The sequence below is a fragment of the Streptomyces sp. G-G2 genome (assembly GCF_030063135.1).
Classification (GTDB): Bacteria; Actinomycetota; Actinomycetes; order Streptomycetales; family Streptomycetaceae; genus Streptomyces.
In genome coordinates, this window is the sequence record NZ_JASISO010000046.1 from 35,189 (window position 1) to 60,967 (window position 25,779).

Below are 25,779 nucleotides of genomic sequence, written 5' to 3' on the forward strand. Positions count from 1 at the left end.
TTACTGCTCCATGCTCTCGGGGCCCAGGGGGTGGCGTACGGACGGGAAGTCCGCGGAGTCGGTGGCGGTCACGACCAGGGCGCGCTTCTCGGCGCGGGACAGCCGGACGACGAGGTGGTGGCGCCAGGCCGCGTCGTCGCGGTCGGGGTGGTCCTCGCGCCAGTGGCAGCCGCGGGTCTCCTCGCGGCGCAGCGCGGCGGCGACCAGCACCCGGGCCACGCACAGGAGGTTGGTGGCCTCCCAGGTGTCGGTGCCGGGCTCGGCCGTCTTGCCGTGGACGTCCAGGTCGTGCAGCGCGGCGGCGTAGAGGGACTCCAGGGCGGTGGCCGCGCCGCGCAGGGAGTCGGCGGAGCGCAGGACGCCCGCGCCCTCCGTCATGATCCGCTGGACCTCCAGGCGGGCCTCGCCGGGCAGCAGCGGACCCGTGGAGGGGACGGGGATGCCCGGGCCGGTGGAGGCGGGGCGGTGCGGGACCGCGTTCGTGATGTGCTCGGCGATCCGCTCGGCGAAGACCAGGCCCTCCAGCAGGGAGTTGGAGGCGAGCCGGTTCGCGCCGTGCACGCCGGTGCAGGCCACCTCGCCGCAGGCGTACAGGCCGGGGACGGTGGTCCGTCCGTGCAGGTCGGTGCGGACGCCGCCGCTCGCGTAGTGCGCGGCGGGCGCGACCGGGATCGGCTCGGTCACCGGGTCGATGCCGTGGGCGCGGCAGGCGGCCAGGATGGTGGGGAAGCGCTGCTCCCACATCCGGGCGCCGAAGTGCCGGGCGTCCAGGTACATGTGGTGGACGCCCTGCTCCTGCATGCGGCGCATGATGCCCTTGGCGACGATGTCGCGCGGGGCCAGCTCGGCGAGTTCGTGCTGGCCGGTCATGAAGCGGACCCCGTCGGCGTCGACGAGGTGGGCGCCCTCCCCGCGGACGGCCTCGGACACCAGCGGCTGCTGGCCCTCGGCGCCGGCGCCCAGGAAGAGCACCGTCGGGTGGAACTGCACGAATTCGAGGTCGGAGACCTCGGCCCCGGCGCGCAGCGCGAGGGCCACGCCGTCGCCCGTGGACACCGACGGGTTGGTGGTCGCGGAGAACACCTGGCCCATGCCGCCGGTCGCCAGGATCACGGCGGGCGCGTGGACGGCGCCCACGCCGTCGTGCTGGCCCTCGCCCATGACGTGCAGGGTCACCCCGGCCGTGCGGCCCTCGGCGTCGGTCAGCAGGTCCAGGACGAGGGCGTTCTCGACGGTCTCGATGCCCGCCGCCTGTACGGCTTCCACGAGCGCCCGGGAGATCTCCGCACCGGTGGCGTCGCCGCCCGCGTGCGCGATCCGGCGGCGGTGGTGGCCGCCCTCACGGGCCAGCTCGATCTCGCCGGTCTCCGCGGAGGTGTCGAAGACGGCGCCCGCCTCCATGAGCCGGCGCACCGCGCCGGGCCCGTCGGTGACCAGCAGGCGCACGGCCTCCTCGTCGCACAGGCCCGCGCCCGCCACCAGGGTGTCGTCCAGGTGCTGTTCGGGGGTGTCGCCCTCGCCGAGGGCGGCGGCGATGCCGCCCTGCGCCCAGCGCGTGGAGCCGTCGTCCAGCCGGGCCTTGGTCACCACGACGGTACGGCGGCCCGCGGCCGCGCAGCGCAGCGCGGCCGTCAGGCCCGCCACGCCGGAGCCGACGACGACGACGTCCGCCTCGACGGACCAGCCGGGGGCGGGGGCGTGCAGCCGTATGCCGGTACCGCCCGCCGGGGTACCTGCGCCACCACTGCCAGTGCTCACGAGTGTGCTCCGAACTCCAATGGAATGTTGTCGATCAGCCTGGTCGTGCCGAGTTTCGCGGCGACGGCCAGTACGGCGGGCCCGGCGTGACCGGGACCGACCTCGGTGAAGTCTGCGGGGTCCACCAGCGCCAGGTAGTCCAGGAGCAGGGGTGGTGTGTCACGTCCCGCCTCCTCCAGTACCTGGCGGGCGGCGGTGCGTACCGCCTCGGGCAGCCCGCGGTGGGCGGCGGCGACCGCGTGGGCGTCGGCGGAGGCACGGGACTCGCCGAGCCGGGCCAGCGCGTTGGCGCGGCCGTCGCCCGCGGGGACGGCGCCGGCGGCGGCGCGCTCGCGCAGCGCGGCCTGCGCGGCGAGCCGGTCGCGGCCCGCGGCCAGGGCCCGGGACAGGGCCAGCGCGGTGCGCCGCTCGGGGTCCGAGAGGTAGCGGTTGCGGCTGGAGAGCGCGAGCCCGTCGGCCTCGCGGACGGTGGGTACGCCGACCACCTCGACGGGGAAGTTCAGGTCGGTCACCATGCGCCGGATCAGGGCCAGTTGCTGCGCGTCCTTCTGCCCGAAGAGCGCGGCGTCGGGGCGGGTGAGGTGGAGCAGTTTGGCGACGACGGTCAGCATGCCGTCGAAGTGGCCGGGGCGGACGGCGCCCTCCAGCCGGGTGCCCATGGGGCCGGCGCTGATCCGTACCTGCGGCTCGCCGCCCGGGTAGACCTCGTCGGCGGTGGGGGCGAACACGGCGTCGGCGCCCGCCGCCGCGGCGATGTCCAGGTCGGCGGCGAGGGTGCGCGGGTAGCGGTCGAGGTCTTCGCCCGCCCCGAACTGGAGGGGGTTCACGAAGACGGTCACGATGACCTGGCCGGCCGCTCCGGCGCGCTCGCGGGCGGTGCGGATCAAGGTGGCGTGGCCCTCGTGGAGGGCGCCCATGGTCATGACCACGACGCGCGGGGCGGCCTGGGCGCGGGGCAGCGCGTGCAGTTCCCCGGCGGTGGACAGCAGGTCCGTCATCGCGGGCCCCCTCCCGGGGCGTCCCGGTCGCCGGAGCCGAACGGGTCCTCGGCTTCCCGGGCGAGTACGCCGAGCAGGTCCTCGGCCAGTTCCGGCTTGAGCAGCCCGTGCGCGAGGGCGCGGTCGGCGGTCGTACGGGCCATCGCGAGGTAGCCCGCGACCGTGGCGGGGGCGTGCTTGCGCAGCTCGGAGACGTGGGCCGCGACCGTACCGGCGTCACCGCGGGCGACCGGGCCGGTCAGCGCCGCGTCACCGGAGCGCAGGGCGTTGTCGAGGGCCGCGCCGAGCAGCGGGCCGAGCATCCGGTCGGGGTGCTCGACCCCGGCGGTGCGCAGCAGTTCCATGGCCTGGGCCACCAGGGTGACCAGGTGGTTCGCGCCGAGGGAGAGGGCCGCGTGGTAGAGCGGACGGGACTCCTCCGCGATCCATTCGGCTTCCCCGCCCATCTCGATGACCAGCGCCTCGGCGGCCAGGCGCAGCTCGTCGGGGGCGGTCACCCCGAAGGAGCAGCCCGCCAGCCGCTGGACGTCGACCATGGTCCCGGTGAAGGTCATCGCGGGGTGCAGGGCGAGCGGCAGGGCCCCGGCGCGGCGCGCGGGGTCCAGTACGGCCGTCCCGTAGCGCCCGGAGGTGTGCACGAGGAGCTGGCCGGGGCGGATCGCGCCGGTCTCTGCGAGGCCCTCGACGAGCGCGGGAAGCGTGTCGTCCGGGACCGTCAGCAGGACCAGGTCGGCCCGGGCGAGGACCTCGCCGGGGGTGACCAGCGGCACGTCGGGCAGCAGCTCGGCGGCCCGGCGCCGGGAGGCGTCGGAGACGCCGGAGACGGCCACGGGCCGGTGTCCGGCCTGCTGGAGCGCGCGGGCCAGGGCCGGGCCGACACGTCCGGCGCCGACGACGCCGACGGTGAGCCGGGCGGGGCGGGCGGACGGATCCCGTGGCTCCGTCTGATGAGGTGTGTTCACGCGGGGTGAGCCTTCCGTTCCAGTCCGCGGGGGGTACCGGACGATACGCCGCCATCGTAGGCCCTGCCGCCGGAGCCCGTCGTGGCCCGTCCGGCCCGCGGCGGGGGCCCCGGGGCGAAACCCGGTCGTACCCGGCGGGGCCCGTCGGCGAGGATCGGGCCATGGCTTATGACAAGGACGACGACGCGGCGCGGAAGAAGCGCCGCCAGGCCGCCTTCCGGGGCGCGGAGCGCAGGCTCTCCGGCGGCTCGGCCCGGACCATCACCGAGCAGCTCGCGGACCTCGCGGCCCTGCCCGCGCTGCTGGGCCGGGACCCTGAGGAGGAGCCCGACATCTACGGCGACGGGGTGGTCGCGGAGCTGGAGCGGCGGGTCGCGGAGCTGCTGGGCACCGAGGACGCGGCGTACTTCCCGTCCGGGACCATGGCCCAGCAGGCCGCCCTGCGCAGCTGGGCGGGGCGCACCGGCAACCCGGTGGTGGCCCTGCATCCGCGCAGCCACCCCGAGGCGCACGAGGACGGCGCGCTGGGCGTCGTATCGGGGCTGCGGACGGTGTACCCGACGACCGAGGTGCGCCAGCCGACGGCCGCGGAGGTACGGGAGCACCCGGAGCCGTTCGGCACGCTGATGCTGGAGCTGCCGCTGCGCGATCCGGGGTTCATCCTGCCGACCTGGGAGGAGTTGGAGGAGCTGGTCGCGGCGGGCCGGGAGCGGGACGCCGTCATCCACTTCGACGGGGCGCGGCTGTGGGAGACCACCGTCCACTTCGGGAAGACCCTGCCGGAGATCGCGGCGCTCGCGGACAGCGTGTACGTGTCCTTCTACAAGTCGCTGGGCGGCCTGAGCGGGGCCGCGCTGGCCGGGTCGCGCTCGCTGGTCGAGGAGGCGCGGGTCTGGCGCCACCGGTACGGCGGCCAGATGTTCCGCCAGTACCCGCAGGCGCTGAGCGCGCTGGCCGGGCTGGAGCGGGAGCTGCCGAGGCTGCCGTCGTACGTGGAGCACGCCAAGGTGGTCGCGCGGGCCCTGCGGGAGGGCTTCGAGGCCTCGCGGCTGCCGTGGTTCCGGATCCAGCCGCAGGAGCCGACGACCCACCAGTTCCACGTGTGGGCGGCCTACGACGCGGACGCCCTGACGGAGGCGTCGGTGCGGCTCGCGGAGGAGACCGGGACCCAGCTGTTCGGCCGCTGGTGGGCGGAGGGCCCGCCCGGGCTGGCGCTCGCGGAACTGACGGTCACCCAGGAGGCCCTGTCCTGGACGGCCCAGGACGTGCGCACCGCGGTCGACGCCTTCGTCACCCGCATCGAGGGCCTCGACGCCCCGGCGTCCGACGGAGGCCCCGGCCCGGGCGGACCCGGCCCCGCCAGCATGTGAGGCACGGCCCCGCCGGCCTGTGAGGCACGGCCCCGCCCGGGGCTCGGGCCGACCCGGCCGGCCTCAGCGGGCCGCCCCCCGCCGCACCAGCCGGCGCAGGGCGGCCCGCCACGGCCGGTGGACGTCCCGGCCGTCCAGTACGGCCTGGAACCGTCCGTACGTCCGGACCGCACGCAGGGCCGCAAGGTCCCCGCGGCCCGGCTCGGGCGGGGCCGGAACGCCCTGCTGCGCGGCCCGGTAGGTGTCGACGAGGTACTGCTCGATGGCGGTCATGCCTCCACCCTCACGCGCCCGGCCGCGCCGTGCCCGCCGATTGACCGGTACCGTCAATCGGCCCATTGCGGCGCGCCCCGCGCCCGCCGTCCGGTCCGCTGACCGGCCAGAATGGACCCATGAGCGTCACCATCGACATCGTCGGGCTGCCCACCGGGCGGATCGCCTTCGCGCCCTCGCCACTGGCGGAGCTGTGCATGGCGCTGCACGCGCTCTCGCAGCCCGCCCACCACCCCGGGCTGCACTCCTGGACCACCGCCACCACCGCCGCGCTGGACCCGTGCCTCGCCGACCGGCTGCTGGAGGGCGACTTCATGTGGCGCGGCTCCTTCTCGGACATCTTCATGCCCTTCGCGGGGATCCCCGGCGGCACCGGGCGGCCCGCCGCCACGCTCGCCGAGGAGCTGGACGTACTCGACCGGCTGGACGACGAGCGGTTCGTGATGGCCGCCCTGGAGCACTGCTGGCTCGCGCTCTACAACGAGGGCACGGCGGCGTCCCCGCTGACCGACCCGGCGGCCCGGACCAAGGCGCTGGAGGCGGCCGCCGCGCGCGGCCCGCGCCAGCTGGCCTTCTCGCTGCGGCTGCTGGACGACACGGCGGCGGTCCGGGGCTGGCTGCGCAGGCTCCTGGAGGACTGCGACGAGGCCTTCTTCGCGCAGACCTGGCGGCGGATCGAACCGCGGCAGAGCGCGGACGCGCGGCACAAGGCGGAGGTACTGCGCCACAAGGGGCTGCCCGCCGCGCTGCGGGAGGTCTCGGCCGCGCTGAGCGTGGACCCGGCGGAGCGGGTCGTCACTGTGGACAAGATGGTCAACGGCTCGGCGACGGCGACCGATCCGCGGATCGGGGCCGGGCTGGTCTTCGTCCCCACGCACTTCGGCTGGCCGCACCTGATGGTCCTGCACGCGCCCGGCTGGCGGCCGGTGGTGCACTATCCGCTCGGTTCGCCCGAACTGGCCTCGGCCCCCGGGTCGGTGGAACTGCTCCAGCGGCGGATGGAGGCGCTGGCCCATCCGATGCGGATGCGGCTGTGCCGAAGTCTGGCGCGGGCTCCCTATACGACCAGCGAACTGGCCGCCTCGTACGGGATATCCGCGCCCGAGGTCTCGCGTCATCTGTCCGTGCTGAAGAAGGCCGGACTGTTGCGGACGCGGCGCCAAGGGCGCTACGTACAGCATGAGCTGGATCTGGCCACGGTGGCCCGGATCGGCTCGGACTTTATCGAGGGAATCCTGCGGTAGACCCAGGCCAGAGCCAGGTCAGGTCCTGGTCGGGGCCAGGTCGGGAGCAGTGTCCGGTACTGGCCCGAATTCGTCGGCCGGGCCCGTATCGACGTTCCGATAAACGGAATTCATAAACCGGAATCAGTGAAAACCCTGGCCAGAGCGGCCCGTTGGTGCATAACGTGCGTCGCATCGGCCACACAGGTTCTTCACAGTTTCCGCCGACTGACTTCCGCTCGCGTTGCGTTGCCTTGTCTTGCGTTGCCTTGCCCGCCTTCCCCGCTTGTCGTGAAAGGACTTCTGCATGCCCTCACGCCGTATAGCCGCAGCCACCGCCGCCCTGGCGGCCGCAGCGATCATGTCCCCGCTGCTGCTCGCCGGACCGGCCGGAGCCACGTCCCCGGCCAGCGACGCCGCCCTCGGTGACGCGCTGGCGCGGAAGCTGGTCGCCGACGCGACGGGGAAGGGGGCCTACAACCACCTGAAGGTCCTGCAGTCCATCGCGGACTACAACAACGGCACCCGGGTGGCCGGTTCGAAGGGCCACGAGCAGTCGGCGACGTACATCGGCCAGGTCCTCAAGGCGGCGGGCTACACGGTCACGAAGAACGAGTTCGACTTCGTGTACGTCGAGGCCATCGCCCAGACCCTGAAGGTGAACGGCGGCGCGCCCCACGACGTCCCGATCCACCTGATGACCTACACCGCCAGCGGCCCCGCGGCCGGTGTGACCGCCCAGCTGGCCGCCGCCCCCGTCGACGCGGACGGCAGCAACGGCTGCGAGCCGGGCGACTTCGCCCCGGGCACCTTCACGGGAAAGATCGCGCTGGTCAAGCGCGGCGGCTGCACCTTCGCCGTCAAGCAGACCAACGCGGCCGCCGCCGGAGCGGTCGGCGCGATCATCTTCAACAACACCGACGGCGCCCTGAACGGCACCCTGGGCGACCCGGCCGTGGGCAAGGTCCCCACCGGCGGCATCAGCCAGGCGGACGGCGAGAAGCTCGTCGCCGACCTGGCGTCCGCCCCGGTCGAGGTCACCCTGGACCTGCGGGAGCTGCGCGAGAACCGCAAGACGTACAACGTCATCGCGGAGACCAGGGGCGGCGACGCGGACAACACCGTCTTCCTCGGCGCGCACCTCGACTCGGTCGCGGCGGGCCCCGGGATCAACGACAACGGCTCCGGCTCGGCGGGCATCCTCCAGGTCGCGCAGCGGCTCGCGAGCAGCCAGTCGAAGGTCAAGAACAAGGTGAAGTTCGCCTGGTGGTCGGCGGAGGAGTACGGCCTCCTCGGCTCCGAGGCCTACGTCGCCTCGCTGACTCCCGAGCAGCAGAAGCAGATCAAGCTCTACCTGAACTTCGACATGATCGCCTCGCCGAACTCCGCGTACTTCGTCTACGACGGCGACGACTCGGACGCCACCGGCTCGGGCCCCGGCCCGGCGGGCTCGGCGCAGCTGGAGAAGGGGATCACCGACTTCCTCGACTCCAAGAAGGTCCCCCACGAGGGCACGGACTTCTCGGGCCGCTCTGACTACGGCCCGTTCATCGGGGTCGGCATCCCCTCGGGCGGTACGTTCACCGGGGCCGAGGGCATCAAGACGCCGGAGCAGGCCGCGAAGTTCGGCGGCACGGCCGGAGTCGCCTACGACGTGAACTACCACGCCAAGGGTGACGACATCACCAACATCGACCAGAAGGCGCTCGACATCAACGTCGACGTCATCGCGAACGCGGTCGGGCACTACGCCTACGACCTGGCTCCGCTGACCCAGCCGGTCACGTCCCACCCGACCGGTGGTTCCGGCAGCGGTGGCGGCCTCCACGCGGGCCACGACGGCGTGACCCAGTAACCCCTTCCGCCAGACTCCGCCCGGACCCCGCCGCACACCGCCAGGGCTCTCGCAGCCCGCCCGGCGTGCCGGAAAGGGGCCCGGGCGGAACCCGTTTCCCCGCCCCTTGCCCCCCGCGGCCCACCCGGCCGCCTCGGCCCGTCCGGCGTTCGAGAACCGGGCCCGGGCGGCGCCCCACGCGGCGAAGCCGCATCGTCCGGCGCTGCGGGAAAGGGCCGACAGTGGACGGCCCCGGCCGGCCCCGGGCCGCGGTCAGCCCGGCCAGGCCGCCAGGCCCACCGGCTGGACCAGCCACCCGAAGTCCCCCAGCCCCCCGGCCCCGGTCAGCTCCGCCGCCTCCCCCGCGCCCGCGAGCCCCCGCACGTACGCCGCCGGATCCGAGGAGGCGAGCGCCAGCGGCGGCCGGGCCCCCGACACCCCGAGCGCCCCCAGCGCCTCCCGCTGGGTCAGCAGCCCGGCCCCCGCGCCCGCGCAGGCGTCCAGCGCCACGTGCGCGGTGACGTCGCAGCTGCCGTCCGGGACCGGCGGAACCTCCCGCCCCGCCCGGAACCCGGTCAGGGTTCCGTACGGGGGCCGCGCCTCCCGGGTGTGCGCGTAGTCCACCGCCACCGCCAGCCCCCGCTCCACCCCCGCGACGGCCGCCGCCCACGCCTCGTCCCGGGCCCGCCCGATCTCGGCCCGCTCCCCGGGCTCCGCCCCGGCCCGCGGCCACCACCGCTCCAGCCAGAGCCGGTCCGCCTCCTCCAGCGGCCCGCCCGTGGACTCCGTACCGTCGGGCGCGACCAGCACGTACCGACCGTCCCGCGCCACGTCCAGCGGTACGTTGTCGAGCCACTCGTTGGCGAAGAGCAGCCCCCGGGTCCGCCCCGGCGGCCGGGCCACCCACCGGATCCGCGGGTCGAGCCCCTGCGGCTCGGCGGCCCGCTCCACCCCGTACGCCCGTACCCGCGCCGCCACCTCCACCGGCAGCGCCGCCAGCACCCCCGTCAGCAGCTCCCCGCGCCCGGCCCCCACGTCGACCAGGTCCAGCTCCGCCGGACGCCCCAGCTCCGCGTCCACCCACAGCAGCAGCCGGGCCACCGCCCCCGCGAACAGCGGGGACGCGTGCACGGACGTACGGAAATGCCCCGCCGGACCCGGGCCGCCCGGCCGGACGTAGAACCCCTGCGGCCCGTACAGCGCGGCCTCCATCGCGGTCCGCCACCGAACCGGCTCCGTGCCTTCACCCTCAGTGCTCATCGCCCACAGGCTACGGGCGAGTCCACCTTGGGGAGTACACCTCCCGCGCACGGATCGCACCTGTGGTTGACTCCAACACCTATCACCTGTCCCTACGCTGGGTTACGTGCAGCGCCTCTACGACTTCCTCCGCAGACACCCGACGGGCGTCGACAGCTTCTGGGCTGTCCTCCTCTTCGGGATGTCGATGCTGCAGGTATCCGGGAGCTACCACTCGACCCGCGAACGGCTGGTCGCCGTACCGACCGTCTTCGCGCTGTCGGCGGTCGTGGCGCTGCGCCGCAAATGGACCCGGCCCATGTTCTGGCTCACCGTCGGGACGGGCGCCTTCCAGCTCGCGACCGGCTCCCAGCCGAACCTGGCCAACCTCGCCATGCTGGTCATCCTCTACACCGTCGCCGCCGGCGAGGTCCCCCCCTGGATCTCCCGCACCGCGCTCGCGCTCGGGCTGCTCGCCGCCCCCGTCACCGCCGTGCGCTGGGGCGTGGACAAGAACGGCGTCTACTCCGACGTCTTCTTCGTCCTCATGCTGATGGTCCCGTTCGCGCTGGCCTGGGTGCTCGGCGACTCCCTGCGCACACGGCGGGCGTACTACGCCCAGCTGGTCGAGCGCAACGAGCGCCTCGAAGGCGAACGCGCCGCGCAGGCCAAGATCGCGGTCGCCGCCGAGCGCGCCCGGATCGCCCGCGAGCTGCACGACGTCGTCGCCCACAACGTCTCGGTGATGGTCGTCCAGGCCGACGGCGCCGCCTACGTCATGGACGCCGCCCCCGAGCAGGCCAAGGAAGCCCTCCAGACCATCTCCGGCACCGGACGGCAGGCGCTCGCCGAGATGCGCCGCCTGCTGGGCGTGCTGCGCACCGGGGAGCCCCAGGACTCCGAGGACTACGTGCCGCAGCCCGACGTCGAGCAGATCGAGGTGCTGGTCGAGCAGGTCCGTACGGCCGGACTCACCGTCGACTTCGAGGTCGAGGGCGCCCCGCGCCCGCTGCCGACCGGGGTCGAACTGACGGCGTACCGGATCGTCCAGGAAGCCCTCACCAACACCCGCAAGCACGGCGGACCCGAGGCCAGCGCGAGCGTCCGGCTGGTCTACTTCGACGACGGGCTCGGCCTGCTCGTCGAGGACACCGGGCGGGGCGCGGCCCACGAGCTGTACCAGGACGGCGGCGCGGACGGCGCCGGGCACGGCCTGATCGGCATGCGCGAGCGGGTCGGTATGGTCGGCGGCACCCTGGACGCGGGCCCGCGGCCCGGCGGCGGCTTCCGGATCAGCGCACTGCTCCCGCTGAAGAAGTAATAACGATGAGGACGAGGTAACTGATGTCCATCCGAGTGATGCTCGTCGACGACCAGGTGCTGCTGCGCACCGGCTTCCGGATGGTGCTCGCCGCACAGCCGGACATGGAAGTGGTGGCCGAGGCGGGGAACGGGCTGGAGGCGCTGGAAGTACTGCGGGCGACCAAGGTCGACGTGGTGCTGATGGACGTCCGCATGCCGAAGCTCGACGGGGTCGAGGCGACACGGCGGATCTGCGAGCCGGACGAGCACCCCAAGGTGATCATCCTGACCACCTTCGACCTGGACGAGTACGCGTTCTCGGGGCTGAAGGCGGGGGCGAGCGGGTTCATGCTGAAGGACGTGCCGCCGGGGGAGCTGCTGGCCGCGATCCGCTCGGTGCACTCCGGTGACGCGGTGGTCGCCCCGTCGACCACGCGGCGGCTGCTGGACCGGTTCGCCCCGATGCTGCCGACGACCTCGTCGGAGCCGCGGAACAAGGAGGTCGAGCGGCTGACGGAGCGCGAGCGGGAGGTCATGCTGCTGGTGGCCCAGGGCCTGTCGAACGGGGAGATCGCGGGACGGCTGGTCCTGTCGGAGGCCACGGTCAAGACGCACGTGGGCCGCATCCTGACGAAGCTGGGCCTGCGGGACCGCGTGCAGGTAGTGGTCCTGGCCTACGAAACAGGCTTGGTCCGAGCCGGCGGCACCCCCACCTGACCCCCACCTCCAGCGCCGTATCCAGCCCCGCCGGCGTTTGAGGCGCCCCCGGAGGGCAGGACCAGCCGCACGGGCGCCCCCTCCGCGAGGGGCACGAGGGGGCAGCGCCCCGAAGCCTCCGGCGGGCCCTCAAACGCCGGGCGGGCTGGATCTCCGAGCCCGGGGTCAGGTCATCCAGCGGTCCGGGCGGGCGACCGCCCGGGCGGTGCGGGAGCGCGCCGCCTGGGCGCACAGCACCGCGGCCGCCTCGGACGCATCCCGCAGCCGCGCCGTGACCACGGTGTTCGCCCCCGTGTCGAGGTGCACGTCCGCCAGCCCCCACACCCTCGCCCACGGCCCCTGACCCACCCGCACGCTCTGCACCTTCGCGTGCGGCACGATCTCCGTGACCCGGCACAGCCGCCCCCGCCGCGCCGCGAAGACCTCCGGGGTCACCGCGAGCCCGTACCCCTTCCACCACACCGGCACGGCCCACCGCGCCCCCGCCCGCGGCGAGGGCGAGAAGTCCAGCCCGGCCGGACCGCCGAGGTCCACCCCCGGCAGCACCCGCCCGAGCACCCCGTACGCCGCCTCCCGCGAAGCGACCGGCACCAGCACGTCGTTCTTCGACCCGGCCACCGCCAGCTCGACCCGCACCCAGTCGCGCCGCCGCCACAGCAGCGGCTCCACGATCCGGACCGACTGCACCCGCCCCGGCGGCACCGTCTCGTGCGCCCGGTCGGCCAGCCCGTGGTCGAGCCGCAGCCCGTCGGGGGACTCGGCGACCGTCCAGTCGTACTCCGTCAGGAACCGGCCGAGGCTGCGCCCCCACACCGCCCCCAGGATCGGCACGAGCGTGACCACGGCCGCCCACAGGCTGGAGCTGAGCCAGAACACCACGGCGGGCGCGGCGATCCCGCCCAGCAGCGCGGCCCACACACCCATGCTGAGCAGCAGGGACCACACCAGCTGCCGCACCGGCAGCCGCAGCAGCTCGCGGACGGGCGCCTCACCGAGCCCGGCCGCCTCCTCGGGTGCGAACCCGGCGGCCCGCGCGAGCAGCTCGGCGCGCAGCGCGACGGCGTCCTTCTCGGACAGGAAGGCCAGCTCGTCCTTGTCGTCCGTGCCAATGACGTCGAGCTTGAGCTTGGCGACCCCGGCGATCCGGGCGAGCAGCGGCCGGGTGACGTCCACGGCCTGGAGCCGGTCGAGCCGGATGTGCGCGGTCCGGCGGAAGAGGAGCCCGGTGCGGATGCGCAGTTCGCTGGAGGTGACGGCGTAGTACGTGAAGCGCCAGCTCAGGAAGCCGTAGAGGCCCGCCGCACCGAGCACGGCGAGGAGGACGAGGAAGCCCAGTCCGCTGCCCAACCCCTCGGCGGCGTCCCGCGCCCACTCCTGGGCGCGCTCGCCCTGCTGGACGATGACACCGGCGGTGCCGCCGATCGGCACCCAGGCGCGGCGCAGCGGGGTGAAGGGGTGCAGCCTGCGCTCGACGGCGGAAGCGGTCGACGCGTTCACCGCCGGCGGATTCACGGCCGACGGGTTCACAGCAGGTGGGTTCACAGCCCCGCCGACCTTGCCTCGCCCAGCTCGGTCAGCCGATCGCGGAGCCGTTCGGCCTCCCCGGGGACAAGCCCGGGAATGGTCGCGTCGGTGGTCGCGGCCGCCGTGTGCAGTTGTACGGAGGCCAGCCCGAAGCGGCGTTCCAGCGGCCCCGAGGTCACCTCGACCAGCTGCATCCGCCCGTACGGCACGACCGTCTGCTGCCGCCACATCACCCCGCGGCTGATCAGCAGGTCGTCGGCGCGCTCGGCGTACCGCCAGGACCGCCAGTTGCGCCCGAGCAGCACCCAGCACCACGCCATCGCCGCGACCCAGACCAGCGCGAACGCCGCCCACACGGGCCCGGCCAGCAGCCCGAGCAGGACGCCCGTAGCGACGGCCAGCAGCCCCATCCACACCACCAGCAGCAGCCTGCGGAGCTTCAGCAGCCCCTCGGGCAGCCCCACCCACGCGGGCTGGTGCGTCCCACCCGTCGTCCCCGTTTCCATGCCCCCACCCTAGGGGCGTGGCTTGCCGCTCGGGCCGGGCTCGCGGCCCGAACGACGGGCCACCCCCCGAGGCTGCGAGAATGCGCGCATGACGGAGACCACGGTCGGTATCGGCGGAGCGGCGGAGAGCACCGACATGGTGCTCAACATCGGACCCCAGCACCCTTCCACGCACGGCGTCCTGCGCCTGCGCATCGTCCTGGACGGCGAGCGGATCATCTCCGCGGAGCCCGTGGTCGGCTACATGCACCGGGGCGCGGAAAAACTCTTCGAGGCGCGCGACTACCGCCAGATCGTGATGCTCGCGAACCGCCACGACTGGCTGTCCGCGTTCTCCAACGAGCTGGGCGTGGTCATGGCCGTCGAGCGGATGCTCGGCATGGAGGTGCCCGAGCGCGCGGTGTGGATGCGTACGCTCCTCGCCGAGCTGAACCGGGTGCTGAACCACCTGATGTTCCTCGGGTCGTACCCCCTGGAGCTGGGCGGGATCACCCCGATCTTCCACGCGTTCCGCGAGCGCGAGGAACTCCAGGCGGTCATGGAGGAGATCTCCGGCGGCCGGATGCACTACATGTTCAACCGGGTCGGCGGCCTCAAGGAGGACCTCCCGGCGGGCTGGCTCGGCCGCGCGCGGGCCGCGATCGCCGACGTGCGCACCCGGATGTACGTGTACGACGACCTGGTCCGCGGGAACGAGATCTTCCGCGGCCGCACCCGCGGGGTCGGCGTCCTGTCGGCGGAGGCGGTGCACGCGTACGGCGTCTCCGGGCCGATCGCCCGCGCCTCGGGCGTGGACTTCGACCTGCGGCGCGACGAGCCCTACCTCGCGTACGGCGAACTCCAGGACGTCCTGAAGGTGGTCACCCGTACCGAGGGCGACTGCCTGGCCCGCTTCGAGTGCCTGCTGGAGCAGACCCACAACGCGCTCGACCTCGCCGTGGCCTGCCTGGACCGGATGGCGGAGCTGCCGCCCGGGCCGGTCAACCAGCGCCTCCCGAAGGTGCTCAAGGCACCCGAGGGGGCCACGTACGCCTGGACCGAGAACCCGCTCGGGATCAACGGCTACTACCTCGTCTCCAAGGGCGAGAAGACCCCGTACCGGCTCAAGCTGCGCTCCGCGTCCTTCAACAACATCCAGGCCCTGGCGGTGCTGCTGCCCGGGCAGTTGGTGGCGGACATGGTCGCGATCCTCGGTTCGCTCTTCTTCGTGGTCGGCGACATCGACAAGTGACCGGCCGGCCCGCAGGGTAGGCGCATGACCTCAGGCCTGAGCCCGGATCTGGTGGGCGCCTATCTGCGGCGGCTGCGCGTCGACGCGCCCGGCCCACCCGGAGCCGACGCGCTCTTCGCCCTGCAGCGCGCCCACGTCGAGCGCGTCCCGTACGAGAACCTGGACATCCAGCTCGGGCGGGCGCCGGGCATCGACCCGGAGCTGTCGGCCCGCCGCTTCGCCGCCGGGCGGGGCGGGTACTGCTTCCACCTCAACGGCGCCTTCGCCCTGCTCCTCGAAGCGCTCGGCTACGAGGTGACCCGGCACGTCGGCGGGGTGTCCGACGACCTCGCGTCCCAGCAGATCAGCGGCAACCACCTCGCGCTGAGCGTCCGGGCGCAGGGGGCCGCGTACTTCGTGGACACCGGGCTCGGCGACGGGCCGTACGAGCCGGTGCCGCTGCGCGAAGGCGGGTACCGGCAGGGCGGGTTCGACTACACGCTCACCCCGCTGGACGACGGCCTCGGCTGGAGCTTCGCCAATGCGGGCGGCCCCTTCCCGGTGATGAACTTCCGCTCGGCCCCGGCGACGATGGCCGACTTCGCGGCCGAGCACCTGCGGCTGTCCACCGCGCCGGACTCCGGCTTCGTGCGGACCCTCGCCGCACTGCGCCGGGACGCGACCGGGATGGACGTGCTGCGCGGGCGGACCCTGAGCCGGGTGGAGTCGGGCGCGGGCACGTCCAAGCGCGAACTCGGCTCCCCGGAGGAGTTCTTCGGGGTGCTCGCGGACGTCTTCGGGCGGGAACTCGACGATCTGGACGCGGCGGACCGGGCGGCGCTGTGGGCGCGGGCCACCGATGCCGGTGCGAGGGGGCAGACTTGAGCCCATGTCCCACTCTCCCCGCCGCGCCTGCCCCTCCTGCGGCCGCGACTGCGCCGTGACCGCCGGGCGGATCGCCCGCCACGACCCGCCCGGCGGGCGCGGCGAACTGGTCTCCTGCCCCGGCTCGCGGGCCCGGGTGGTGCTCGGCGCGTCGGCGCCGACGCTGGACGGCTTCGTCCTCGCGGACCTGCCGGGACAGCTCCCGCTGTTCTGACGGGCGGCAGCCGTCCCGGGCGCGGGAGCTGTCGCGGACCCGGATACGGTCGCGGACCCGGATACGGTCGCGGACCCGGATACGGTCGCGGGCCCGGGCACGGGCCCGGCTAGCGGCCCGCGGTCACCGGCTCGCCCAGGAGGCCGATCAGCCGACTGCTGCTGTCATCGCCGAAGCCCGCCTCGACCCCGCGCCGGAACAGGTCGGCGTGGGCGGCCAGGATCCGGGTGTCCACACCGGAGTCGGCGGCGGTGCGCAGGATGTGCTCGACGCTCGCCGCGCACATGGCGAGGCGGTCCACGTCACCGCCGTGGTTCCCGGCGTCGACGCGCGGGGCGTAGAAACCGAGGAAACCCCGCATGCTGTCGGTCGTGTAGGAGGCGTACGGCAGGATGTCGGCCGCCGACAGGCCGTTGGCCCGGGCGACGGCGACGGCCTGGTGGAAGCCGGTCATCGCGGTCCAGAACATGATCATGTTGAGCTGGTAGTACAACTGCGCGTGGCCCGGGTCCGCGCCCCGGTAGTCGGTGGCGGCGAGCACGTCGAGGGTGGCCCGGTGGGCGGCGTAGACCTCCTCGGGGCCGCTGACGAAAGCGGTGGAACCCTCCTGGCCGATGCCGCTCGGCGGCACGTTGACCCCGCCGGTGAGGTACGCCGCCCCGCGGGCCCGGACCCAGGCGGCCGCCTCGCGCGCCTTCTCCGGGACGTCCGAGGAGAGGTTGACCAGGGTCCGGCCGGTGAGGTCGACCCCGGCGAGGGACGGGTACATCGCGTCCACGTCGATCAGGCTGAGGACGGTCAGGGCGCTCGCGGCGACGGCCTCGGCGGCGGTGCCGGCCCGGCGGGCGCCGCGGGCCACGAGCTCGGCGTCCTTGCCGGCGCTGCGGTTCCAGACGGTGACCTGGTGGCCGGCGTCGAGGTGGGCGGCGGCCATGGCGCGGCCCATGGGCCCGAGGCCGATGACGGTGACGGTGATGATGGTGGTGGCGGTGGCGGTACTGCTGGTGCTGCTGGTGCTGCTGGTGCTCATGACGGTGCTCCCCCAAGGGCTAGAACGAACGCTCTATCCAGCGATCGGGACGAACGTAGCACGGGACTAGAACGAACGCTCTATCTATTCACCCGGTACGATCGCGCCATGGCAGCGACGACGAAGACCAAGGAAGGCACCCGCGACCGGCTGGTGCGCACCGCCTCACGGCTGATGCAGCACGGTGGCTACGAGAACACCCCGGTCAAGCAGCTCGTCCGCGAGGCGGAAGCCACCCTCGGCTCGCTCTACCACTTCTTCCCCGGCGGCAAGCAGGAACTGGCGGTCGCGGCGATCCACTTCGGGGACCGGGAGTTCGCGGAACTGCTCCGCACGGGCCTCGCCTGCGCACCCGGCCCGGCCGAGGCGGTGGAAGCGGTCGCCGCGCTCCTCGCCGAGGAACTCGCGGCCTCGGGCTGGGCGGACGGCTGCCCGGTGACGGTGACGGCCCTGGAGACCGTGGGCCGGCTGCCCGACGTACAGGAGGCCTGCGCGCAGGCCTTCGACAACTGGCGGGACCTGGTCGCGGCGAAGCTGCTGGCCTGCGGGATCCCGCAGGACGCGGCCCGCGACCTGGCGCTGACCGTGATCAGCACCCTGGAGGGGGCCGAGATGACCGCCCAGGTCGCCCGGAGCCGCACCCCGCTCCTGGTGGCGGGCCGTCACCTGGCCCGTCTGGTCTCGCTCTACACGCCCTGAGGCGTGGGAGGGAGGGTCCAGTGCCGCGTCGCGCAGCTGCGCGACGTCGATCGCCGGTGCACCTTCCCGGTCACGGCACTAGGAGATCGCGGTGCGCAGCTGCGCGACGTCGATCGGCTCGGTCTCGTCGTGGGCGGTCAGGTCGATGACCTGACCCACGGCGCGCAGTTCGGGGGTGGACGGCTTGAACTCCGACTGCTTGGCGTCCGTCACCGACTCCGCCTTGTGCACCGCGAGCACCTCGGCGCCCACGACGTCGGCGAGGTCCTCGTTCTGGACCGCCTCGATCACGGCGCGGGCCTGGGCCGCGGTCTTGGTGCCGAAGAAGTCGAAGCCGCCCTCGACGCGGGACGTCGTACGGCGCGGCGCGGAGTAAGGGGCTACGGCGGCCGCGAGCCGCCGGGCCGGAACCGCCGCCACCACCGCGGGGACGGCGCGCGCGTGCGCGGCCGCGGGGCTCACCTCGTCCTCGGCCTCTTCGGCGACGGCGGCCACCACGGCCTCGGCACCAGACTTCCCGGGCGCGGCCACCGCGGCCTCAGCCGCCTCGGCCTTGCGTGCCAGGGCCCCCAGCGCGGCGTTCGCCCGGGCGTAGCCCACCGGGGTGGGCGCGCCGCTGGGGGTGCGCTCCTCGGAGACCGCCGGAAGTTCCTTGGGCGCGGTCGCCGGAGCGGTCGCGGCCTCGATGGCGAGCAGGCGGCGGCCTTCCAGGGCGCTCGCGCGCTCGGTCTCGGCGGTCGCGTACCGGCGCAGCAGCGCGGCGTGCTCACCGCGCAGGCCGGCCAGCTCGACCCGCTTGCCGCGGAGTTTGGTGTCCAGGCGGGTGCGCAGGGCGCGGGATTCCTCGAGGTCTGATTCGAGCTCGGCTATCCGCTCCTCGGTGCGCCACTCGTCCTTGACGCGCTCGCGCGTCAGCTCCGCCACGCGGCGACCGGCCGCCTGGTCCCAGGCGCGCATGATGACGGCGGCCGTGACTCCGGCCGCGCCCGCGAAGGCCACGAGCACGCGTAGTGCCACGGGTTCCGCGAGGAGCCAGGCCACGCCCGCGCTGGTGATCGAGGCACCTGCGAGGGTCGTCGGCGTGAGCAGCCGGTGCAGGGGTTCGGGATTGCGGTGGCGTCCACGGGGCATGGCCCGAAATTTACAGGGCGTAGGGGGCCTGTGGGGTAACTGCCCGGCAATCTGTTCCCGGGCAGTTACCCGTCAATTACCCATCAATCAGGTAACTGCTTCTGGTCCAGGGCTCCCTGACTACTTCTTGAGCAGACCCTTCGACTCCAGGAAAGCCTTCGCGACGTCCGCCGGCTTGGCCCGCTCCGTGTCCACCTTGCGGTTCAGGTCGACCAGATCGGCCGTCGTGAGCACCTTGGTGAGTTTGTCGAGGGCGGCCGCGATCTCCGGGCTGCCCGCGTCCTTGGCGTTGACCACGGGCAGGATGTTGTCCGCGTTCTGGAGCTTCTTGTCGTCGTCCAGCAGCACCAGACCGTAGGTGTCGAGGGAGGCGTCGGTGGTCGTGGTGAGCACCAGCTGGTCGACGCCGTCCTTGACGGCCTGCTTGGCCTGCGGGGTGCCGACGCCCTTGGGGTCGATACCGGAAATGTCGATTCCGTACGTCTTCTTCAATCCCACGGCGCAGAAGGGACGGACGGCGCATTCGTCACTCGCCGCGATCTTCACCTTCAGCCCGGACCTGCCCAGGTCGGAAAGGGACGTGAGGTTGTTCTTCCGCGCGAATTCCTTGGTCACCGCGAAGGCGTTCTGGTCGACGGCGGCGCCCGCCGGGAGCGCCTTGAGACCGCGCGGGCCCACGAGCTTGTCGAGCGCCGCCACCGTGGCCGTCACGTCGCTGGAGGCGACGGGCTTCTCCTCCGGCGCGTTGCCGCCGTTGACCTTGGCGTTCAGGAACTCCGCGAGGGTGGCCGCGTACTCCGGGACGATGTCGATCTCGCCCTTCTCCAGCGACGGCTCGTACAGCTCGCGGTTGTTGACGGTGGTGATCGAGGTGCCGTAGCCCGCGTCCTTGAGGACCTGCGCGTACAGCTCCGCCAGCACGTTCGACTCGGTGAACCCGGCCGCGCCGATCACCAGCTTGCCCTTGCCGCCGGAGGACGAGGAGGAGGACTCGGAGGAGGCCGTGCCGCCGTCCTTCGTCTTCTCCAGGCTGTCACCGCCGCACGCGGAGAGCGAAGCGGTGAGGGCCACCGCACCCAGTGTCGCGCCGAGGATGCGCGTGGTCTTGCCCATGGTTGCTCCGTTCAGGAGTCGAGAAGCGGGAAGGGGAAAAGCGGTCAGAGGAAAGACGGGGTGGCGCTCAGCGGACCGCCGCCGGGCGCAGCAGGTACCGGTCGACGGCCACCAGCACGCCTTCCACCACCAGCGCCAGCGCCGCCACCAGCAGGGCTCCGGCGAGGACCTGCGGGGTGTTGAAGGTGTTGAACCCGGCCGTGATGATCCGGCCGAGGCCGCCCTGGCCGACCATCGCCGCGATCGTGGCCGTGGCGATGACCTGTACGGCCGCCGACCGCAGACCCGTCATCACCAGGGCGCGCGCGAGCGGCAGTTCCACCCGCAGGAAGAGCTGGCCGCCCGACATGCCCATGCCCCGGGCCGCCTCGACCACCGAGCGGTCCACCCCGCGCATGCCGACGTAGGCATTGGTGAGCAGCGGCGGTACGGCGAACAGGACGAGCGCGGCGATCGTCGGGACGTATCCCGCGCTGCGCAGCGGCGAGACCATGAACAGCGCGAGGACGGCGAAGACGGGGACGGCCCGGCCGATGTTGGACACGTTTATGGCGAGGGCGCCGCCCTTGCCGAGGTGGCCGAGCCACAGGCCGACGGGCAGCGCCACCGCGCAGGCGATGGCGAGCGCCACCCCGCTGACGTAGACGTGCTCCCCGAGCCGGTGCCAGACGCCGCTCTCGCCGGACCAGTGGGCGCCGTCCGCCAGCCAGCCCCAGGCCCCGCCCAGTTCTCCCACGGCTCAGCCCTCCTTCACGACGCGGGTCCAAGGGGTGACCAGCCGCTGCACGCCGAGCAGCAGCAGGTCCGCCACGAGGGCGAGCAGCACGCACAGCACGGAGGCGGTGAGCACCTGGGCCTTGAAGGAGCTGTTGACCGCGGGGGCGATCAGATTGCCGAGGCCGCCCTTGCCGACGATCGAGCCGACCGTGGTGAGCGCGACCGTGGACACCGTGGCGATACGGACTCCCGCGAGCAGCGCCGGGAGGGCGAGCGGCAGTTCCACCTGCCACAGCAGCCGCCCCGGCCCGTACCCCATCCCGCGCGCGGCCTCACGGACCTCCTCCGGGACGCCTTCCAGACCGGCGAGCACATTGCGGACGAGGATGGTCAGCGAATACAGGACCAGGCCGGTCACCACGAGGGAGGCCGACAGCCCGAAGAAGGGCAGGAGCAGCGAGAACATGGCGAGGGAGGGGATCGTGTAGAGCAGGGTGGTCAGGCCCAGGACGGGCGCGGCCCAGCGCGTGCCGCGGCGGGCCAGCAGTGCGAGCGGGACGGACACCACGAGGCCGATGACCACCGAGACCACCGTGATCCAGACGTGCTGGAGGGTGGCGTCGGTCAGCTCCTGGCTGCGGGAGGTGACGTAGTCCCAGCAGAGCCAGTCGTTCGTCACCAGGCAGCTCTGCCCTGCCATCGCGCTCACCCCCAGTCACCGATCCGCACGTCGAACGCGTGCACACGACCATAACCCCCGGCACCGACAACGGCCGGAATCATTCGCAACGGGGCAACACTCCCTTTACAAAACCCTTTCGCGGGTAGGGAAGGATGGCGTGGTGATTCGATTCGAGCATGTGACCAAGCGTTACCCCGACGGGACGACCGCCGTGGAGGACCTGTCCTTCGAGGTGGCGGAGGGCGAGCTGGTCACCCTCGTCGGCCCGTCGGGCTGCGGCAAGACGACCACGATGAAGATGGTCAACCGGCTGATCGAGCCGACCGGCGGCCGGATCCTGCTGAACGGCGAGGACATCGCGGCCGCCGACCCGGTCGAGCTGCGCCGCCGCATCGGCTACGTCATCCAGCAGGTGGGCCTGTTCCCGCACAAGACGGTGCTGGAGAACACCGCGACCGTTCCGCAGCTGATCGGTACGCCGAAAGCGAAGGCGCGGGCCCGGGCGGCGGAGCTGCTCGAACTGGTGGGCCTGGATCCGGCCACCTACGGAGGCCGCTATCCCGAGCAGCTGTCGGGCGGCCAGCGCCAGCGCGTGGGCGTGGCCCGCGCGCTCGCAGCCGATCCGCCGGTCCTGCTGATGGACGAGCCGTTCGGCGCGGTGGACCCGGTGGTCCGCGAGCGGCTGCAGAACGATCTGCTGGCCCTGCAGAAGTCCGTGCACAAGACGATCTTGCTGGTCACGCACGACCTGGAGGAGGCGATCCGGCTCGGTGACCGCATCGCCGTGTACGGCCAGGGGACCATCGAGCAGTTCGCGAGCCCGGCCGCCGTGCTGGGCGCGCCCGCCACGGAGTACGTCGCCCGGTTCGTCGGCGCCGACCGGGGGCTCAAGCGGCTCGCGGTGACCGCGGTGAGCGCGGACGACCTCACGGCCGTGGACGGCCGGGGGGAGCCCGCGGCGCGGGTGGCCCTGGGGGCGACGCTGCGCGAGGCGCTGGCGGCGCTGCTCCAGGAGGACTCGGGGCGGATCGGGGTCACGGACCCGGGCTCCGGCGCGCTGATCGGCGTACTCACTCCGGAGGGCGTGCACCGCGCGCTGCGCCGGGCGGAGTTCCAGGAGGCCTGAGCGGGCGGGCCCCTGCCCCATGCCCCCGCCCCGGCCCGGTCCTGCCCCCGCCCCGGCTCGGCCCGGTCCCGCCCCGGAAAGACGTGTGACCGGCCGTTGCGGGCCGGTCACGGGTCGTGCTCACCACTCCCGCTCACTGTGCGCGGGGCGTACGGGGTCAGGCCTGCATCCGGCCGCTCAGCCACACCATCATCGGGGGGATCTCCCGGCGCCAGGTGTTGAAGTTGTGGCCGCCGCTCTCCAGGATGATCGAGGAAACGCGGTCGGGGCCCTTGACGTCCTTGATGAACTTCCGGGTGTCACCGATGTTCGGCTCGCCCTTCTTACTGCTGGTGACCAGGAACGACGTACCGCTCGGCGCCTTGGCCTTGATGCTCTTGAGGACGTCGGAGCGGTCCTTGAGCTTGGCGTCGCCGTGGAAGAGGTCACCGGTGGTCGGGTCGTCCGCGGCCTCGTAGTAGGCGGACAGGCCCACGGCCGTGCCGAAGGTCTTCGGGTAGTGCGCGGCGATCTTCAGCGCGCAGTAGCCGCCGGTCGAGTTGCCGACGAAGGCCATGTTCTCGGCCTTCTTGCCGACCCGGAAGGTCTCCGTGATCGCCTGCGGCAGGTCCTGCGCGAAGAAGGTCTCGGTCTGCGGGCCGCCCGGGATGTCCGCGCACTCGGTGTCGCGCGGGGGCGCCACGGTCGGGCGGAGCATGACCAGGATCATCGGCTTCATCTTGCCCGCTTTGGCCTGCTTGAAGGCCGTCATGGGGTAGTTCAGCCCTTTGATCAGGTTTTCCGCCGTGCCCGGGTAGCCGGTCAGGACGACCGAGGCCGGAAAGTTGGCCTTCGCGTGCTGCGGCTGGAAGTATTCCGGCGGCAGCCACACGTAGCCCGGGCTCGTTATCTTCGACTTCTGGCCCGATATCGAGACCTTCAGGATCTGACCGCCGACCGCGGGACGGCCGCCTCCGGGGACGTCCAGCTTCTGCTTGTCGACGACCTTGATGTCCTTGCTGCTCATCGAGTGGTCGACGACCTTGCCGACCGAGGTCTCCTGGCCGAAGAGGTCGGCCCAGGACCCGTAGAAGAGGAAGGACTTGTTGGCCGCGAGGCCGACTGCCGAGAACAGTGCCAGCTGCGTCACGAGGAGGAGTGCGATGCGGCCGGTGTACGCGCGGAACGTGCGGCCCGAGAGCCGCGGCCAGAACCAGACCGTCGCCGCGAACAGCAGCACACCGGCGATAATGGCCAGCGCCAGAACCAGATTACTGGTGAGACCCATGAGCAGTAAGCCGTCTTTCTCAGTGACAGGACGAGTTTTTTCGAAGAGAGAGTGAACCCGCTCCCCCTTCATGTCGTCCTACTGGACGCACCACACTCCGGAGGCTGTCACGGCCTTCGGCCAATGATCTCTCGCGGAGCAACGGGAAGCGATGTCTAGCAGGATAGATGGCGATAAGTCGGTACAGGTTCCGAGTCGGGGCCGCCGAATCCTCCGCGGCCCACGTCCGGAGTCGGTGCCCGGGCTGGTAGGTACGGCCGTCATGATCGTCGGCCTCCTCGACATCGCCGCGGGAGTCTTCCCGCGATTTCGGCACAGCAAGATCCACGCCGTCACCGAGGTGCTCCCGGGCTCCCTCGGTCCGTTCGCCGCCGCCCTCGCGATCAGCGCGGGCGTGCTGCTCCTCCTGCTCGCCCACGGCCTCAAGCGGCGCAAGCGCCGGGCCTGGCGGGCCGCCGTCGTCCTGTTGCCCGCGGGCGCGATGGCGCAGTTCACCTACCGGCACTCCTTCGTCGGCGTCCTGCTCGCCGCGGCGCTCCTCGCGCTGCTCCTGCGCCATCAGAGCGAATTCAAGGCGCTGCCGGACCCGCGCAGCCGCTGGAAGGCCCTCGCCAACTTCGTCCTGATGAGCGCGGGCTCGATCGGCCTCGGCCTGGTCATCGTCAACTCGCACCCGGGCAGGGTCGTCGGAAACCCGGGCCTCTACGAGCAGATCACCCACGTCGTCTACGGCATCTTCGGCTTCGAGGGTCCCGTCGATTACGACGGGCAGGTGTCCTGGACGGTCGGCTACTCCCTCGGCGCGCTCGGCATGCTGACCGCGCTGACCACCATCTACCTCGCCTTCCGGCCCGAGCACCCGGCCGCCCGGCTCACCGGGGACGACGAGACCAAGATCCGCGAGCTGCTCGCCAAGCACGGCGGCCGCGACTCCCTCGGCCACTTCGCGCTCCGCCGCGACAAGGCCGTCGTCTTCTCCCCCAGCGGCAAGGCCGCCGTCACCTACCGCGTGGTCTCCGGCGTGATGCTCGCCTCCGGCGACCCCATCGGTGACGTCGAGGCCTGGCCGGGCGCCATAGAGCGGTTCATGGCGGAGGCCAAGGCCCACTCGTGGACCCCCGCCGTCGTGGGCTGCTCCGAGACCGGCGGCGAGGTCTGGACCCGCGAGACCGGGCTGGACGCCCTGGAACTCGGCGACGAGGCCATCGTCGACGTCAAGGACTTCTCCCTCGCCGGACGCGCGATGCGCAATGTCCGCCAGATGGTGAAGCGCATCGAGCGCAACGGCTACACCACCAAGGTCCGCCGGGTCAGCGAGCTGACCGCGGTGGAGCTGGAGCAGGTCCGCGGCGCGGCCGAGGCCTGGCGCGGCACCGACACCGAGCGCGGTTTCTCCATGGCGCTCGGCCGGGTCGGCGACCCGGGCGACGGCGACTGCTACATCGCGACCGCCCACCGGGTCGAGGAGGGCGACACCAGCCCGTTCGGCGACCTCAAGGCCGTCCTGCACTTCGTGCCCTGGGGCAGGGACGGCATGTCGCTGGAGCTGATGCGCCGCGACCGCGCCGCCGACCCCGGCATGAACGAGCTGCTGATCGTCGCCTCCCTGGAGGCCTCCCCCGGGCTGGGGATCGAGAAGGTCTCGCTGAACTTCGCGATGTTCCGCGCGGCCCTCGCCCGCGGCGAGAAGATCGGCGCCGGTCCGGTGCTGCGGATGTGGCGCGGCCTGCTGGTCTTCCTGTCCCGCTGGTTCCAGATCGAGTCGCTGTACAAGTTCAACGAGAAGTTCCGGCCCCGCTGGGAGCCGCGCTTCATGGTCTATCGCACCTCCGGCGACCTGCCCCGCATCGGCTTCGCCGTGATGCAGGCCGAGGGCTTCGTGACCGTGGCCCTGCCGCGCCTCTTCGCCGCCCGCAGGCGCCCGAAGCCGGTCCGTACCTGCGCCCACGACGAGGGCTCCGCGACGGGACAGGCCGACCGCGGGATCCAGGCGGCGTAG

24 protein-coding genes are annotated in these 25,779 nt (G+C 72.9%); 11 read left to right on the forward strand and 13 right to left on the reverse strand.

Translation table 11 applies throughout. The annotated features are described in order from the left end of the window. Genes QMF80_RS29720 through QMF80_RS29730 form a run of 3 tightly spaced genes read right to left on the reverse strand, consistent with a single transcriptional unit; the run spans position 1 to position 3,718 of the window. Positions 1-1,758 (reverse strand): L-aspartate oxidase, encoded by a 1,758-nt coding sequence (locus QMF80_RS29720; protein ID WP_283458800.1) that lies wholly within the window; start codon positions 1,756-1,758, stop codon positions 1-3. Further along, positions 1,755-2,756, reverse strand: a complete 1,002-nt coding sequence (panC, locus tag QMF80_RS29725) for a pantoate--beta-alanine ligase (RefSeq protein WP_283458801.1) — start codon at positions 2,754-2,756, stop codon at positions 1,755-1,757. The genes QMF80_RS29720 and panC overlap by 4 nt, the downstream gene beginning before the upstream one ends. Continuing rightward, positions 2,753-3,718 (reverse strand): Rossmann-like and DUF2520 domain-containing protein, encoded by a 966-nt coding sequence (locus QMF80_RS29730; RefSeq protein ID WP_283458802.1) that lies wholly within the window; start codon positions 3,716-3,718, stop codon positions 2,753-2,755. Before QMF80_RS29730 ends, panC begins: the two co-directional genes overlap by 4 nt. Before the next feature lie 161 nt (positions 3,719-3,879). Here QMF80_RS29730 and QMF80_RS29735 point away from each other — a divergent pair, with 161 nt between their 5' ends. After that, positions 3,880-5,088, forward strand: a complete 1,209-nt coding sequence (locus tag QMF80_RS29735) for a threonine aldolase family protein (protein ID WP_283458804.1) — start codon at positions 3,880-3,882, stop codon at positions 5,086-5,088. Between the two features lie 63 nt (positions 5,089-5,151). On the opposite strand, the gene QMF80_RS29740 is transcribed toward QMF80_RS29735, so the two are convergent. Next, positions 5,152-5,361 carry a hypothetical protein gene (locus tag QMF80_RS29740; protein WP_283458805.1) on the reverse strand — a complete coding sequence of 70 codons (210 nt, stop codon included), beginning with the start codon at positions 5,359-5,361 and terminating at the stop codon, positions 5,152-5,154. Positions 5,362-5,480: 119 nt separating this feature from the next. Between QMF80_RS29740 and QMF80_RS29745 the strand changes: the two genes are divergently transcribed. Beyond that, positions 5,481-6,605, forward strand: a complete 1,125-nt coding sequence (locus QMF80_RS29745) for a DUF5937 family protein (RefSeq protein WP_283458807.1) — start codon at positions 5,481-5,483, stop codon at positions 6,603-6,605. 286 nt (positions 6,606-6,891) lie between these two features. Then, positions 6,892-8,439, forward strand: a complete 1,548-nt coding sequence (locus QMF80_RS29750) for a M28 family metallopeptidase (protein WP_283458809.1) — start codon at positions 6,892-6,894, stop codon at positions 8,437-8,439. Positions 8,440-8,691: 252 nt separating this feature from the next. Here QMF80_RS29750 and QMF80_RS29755 read toward each other — a convergent pair whose 3' ends face one another. Then, a complete protein-coding gene (locus tag QMF80_RS29755; protein ID WP_283458811.1) occupies positions 8,692-9,678 on the reverse strand; it encodes an SAM-dependent methyltransferase in 987 nt (328 codons plus the stop codon). 106 nt (positions 9,679-9,784) lie between these two features. Here QMF80_RS29755 and QMF80_RS29760 point away from each other — a divergent pair, with 106 nt between their 5' ends. Together QMF80_RS29760 and QMF80_RS29765 are read left to right on the forward strand one after the other, a co-directional pair. Further along, entirely contained in the window at positions 9,785-10,978 is a 1,194-nt protein-coding gene (locus tag QMF80_RS29760) for a sensor histidine kinase (protein ID WP_283458813.1), read from the forward strand. 23 nt (positions 10,979-11,001) lie between these two features. Then, positions 11,002-11,676 (forward strand): response regulator transcription factor, encoded by a 675-nt coding sequence (locus tag QMF80_RS29765; protein ID WP_283458815.1) that lies wholly within the window; start codon positions 11,002-11,004, stop codon positions 11,674-11,676. 165 nt (positions 11,677-11,841) lie between these two features. On the opposite strand, the gene QMF80_RS29770 is transcribed toward QMF80_RS29765, so the two are convergent. Together QMF80_RS29770 and QMF80_RS29775 are read right to left on the reverse strand one after the other, a co-directional pair. After that, positions 11,842-13,173 (reverse strand): PH domain-containing protein, encoded by a 1,332-nt coding sequence (locus QMF80_RS29770; RefSeq protein WP_349372250.1) that lies wholly within the window; start codon positions 13,171-13,173, stop codon positions 11,842-11,844. 41 nt (positions 13,174-13,214) lie between these two features. After that, on the reverse strand, positions 13,215-13,706 hold the full coding sequence (locus QMF80_RS29775; RefSeq protein WP_283458818.1) for a PH domain-containing protein: 492 nt from the start codon (positions 13,704-13,706) through the stop codon (positions 13,215-13,217). 88 nt (positions 13,707-13,794) lie between these two features. Between QMF80_RS29775 and QMF80_RS29780 the strand changes: the two genes are divergently transcribed. The 3 genes from QMF80_RS29780 to QMF80_RS29790 are packed head-to-tail and all read left to right on the forward strand — an operon-like array spanning position 13,795 to position 16,015. Continuing rightward, positions 13,795-14,937: an NADH-quinone oxidoreductase subunit D gene (locus QMF80_RS29780; protein WP_283458820.1), complete on the forward strand. Its 1,143-nt coding sequence runs from the start codon at positions 13,795-13,797 to the stop codon at positions 14,935-14,937. Positions 14,938-14,961: 24 nt separating this feature from the next. After that, positions 14,962-15,801 (forward strand): arylamine N-acetyltransferase family protein, encoded by an 840-nt coding sequence (locus tag QMF80_RS29785; RefSeq protein WP_283458822.1) that lies wholly within the window; start codon positions 14,962-14,964, stop codon positions 15,799-15,801. Positions 15,802-15,805: 4 nt separating this feature from the next. Beyond that, positions 15,806-16,015 (forward strand): hypothetical protein, encoded by a 210-nt coding sequence (locus QMF80_RS29790; protein WP_283458825.1) that lies wholly within the window; start codon positions 15,806-15,808, stop codon positions 16,013-16,015. 109 nt (positions 16,016-16,124) lie between these two features. Here the strand turns inward: QMF80_RS29790 and QMF80_RS29795 are convergent, their stop codons facing one another. Further along, positions 16,125-17,045 carry an NAD(P)-dependent oxidoreductase gene (locus QMF80_RS29795; RefSeq protein WP_283458827.1) on the reverse strand — a complete coding sequence of 307 codons (921 nt, stop codon included), beginning with the start codon at positions 17,043-17,045 and terminating at the stop codon, positions 16,125-16,127. Between the two features lie 108 nt (positions 17,046-17,153). On the opposite strand from QMF80_RS29795, the gene QMF80_RS29800 reads away from it, so the two are divergent. After that, positions 17,154-17,744: a TetR/AcrR family transcriptional regulator gene (locus QMF80_RS29800; RefSeq protein ID WP_283458829.1), complete on the forward strand. Its 591-nt coding sequence runs from the start codon at positions 17,154-17,156 to the stop codon at positions 17,742-17,744. A gap of 78 nt (positions 17,745-17,822) precedes the next feature. On the opposite strand, the gene QMF80_RS29805 is transcribed toward QMF80_RS29800, so the two are convergent. The 4 genes from QMF80_RS29805 to QMF80_RS29820 all read right to left on the reverse strand — a co-directional run bounded on the left by QMF80_RS29805 (position 17,823) and on the right by QMF80_RS29820 (position 21,405). Further along, the gene (locus tag QMF80_RS29805; protein ID WP_283458831.1) at positions 17,823-18,875 is read right to left on the reverse strand and encodes a hypothetical protein; all 1,053 of its coding nucleotides are present in this window, start codon (positions 18,873-18,875) and stop codon (positions 17,823-17,825) included. 120 nt (positions 18,876-18,995) lie between these two features. Continuing rightward, positions 18,996-19,988: an ABC transporter substrate-binding protein gene (locus QMF80_RS29810; RefSeq protein WP_283458833.1), complete on the reverse strand. Its 993-nt coding sequence runs from the start codon at positions 19,986-19,988 to the stop codon at positions 18,996-18,998. Between the two features lie 67 nt (positions 19,989-20,055). Further along, entirely contained in the window at positions 20,056-20,724 is a 669-nt protein-coding gene (locus QMF80_RS29815) for an ABC transporter permease (RefSeq protein ID WP_283458835.1), read from the reverse strand. Between the two features lie 3 nt (positions 20,725-20,727). Then, positions 20,728-21,405 carry an ABC transporter permease gene (locus tag QMF80_RS29820; RefSeq protein ID WP_283458837.1) on the reverse strand — a complete coding sequence of 226 codons (678 nt, stop codon included), beginning with the start codon at positions 21,403-21,405 and terminating at the stop codon, positions 20,728-20,730. Positions 21,406-21,547: 142 nt separating this feature from the next. On the opposite strand from QMF80_RS29820, the gene QMF80_RS29825 reads away from it, so the two are divergent. After that, complete coding sequence (locus QMF80_RS29825) at positions 21,548-22,513, forward strand: ABC transporter ATP-binding protein (protein WP_283458839.1); 966 nt, start codon at positions 21,548-21,550, stop codon at positions 22,511-22,513. Positions 22,514-22,670: 157 nt separating this feature from the next. Here QMF80_RS29825 and QMF80_RS29830 read toward each other — a convergent pair whose 3' ends face one another. Next, positions 22,671-23,780, reverse strand: a complete 1,110-nt coding sequence (locus tag QMF80_RS29830) for an alpha/beta hydrolase (RefSeq protein ID WP_283458841.1) — start codon at positions 23,778-23,780, stop codon at positions 22,671-22,673. Between the two features lie 151 nt (positions 23,781-23,931). On the opposite strand from QMF80_RS29830, the gene QMF80_RS29835 reads away from it, so the two are divergent. Further along, complete coding sequence (locus QMF80_RS29835; protein ID WP_283458843.1) at positions 23,932-25,779, forward strand: phosphatidylglycerol lysyltransferase domain-containing protein; 1,848 nt, start codon at positions 23,932-23,934, stop codon at positions 25,777-25,779.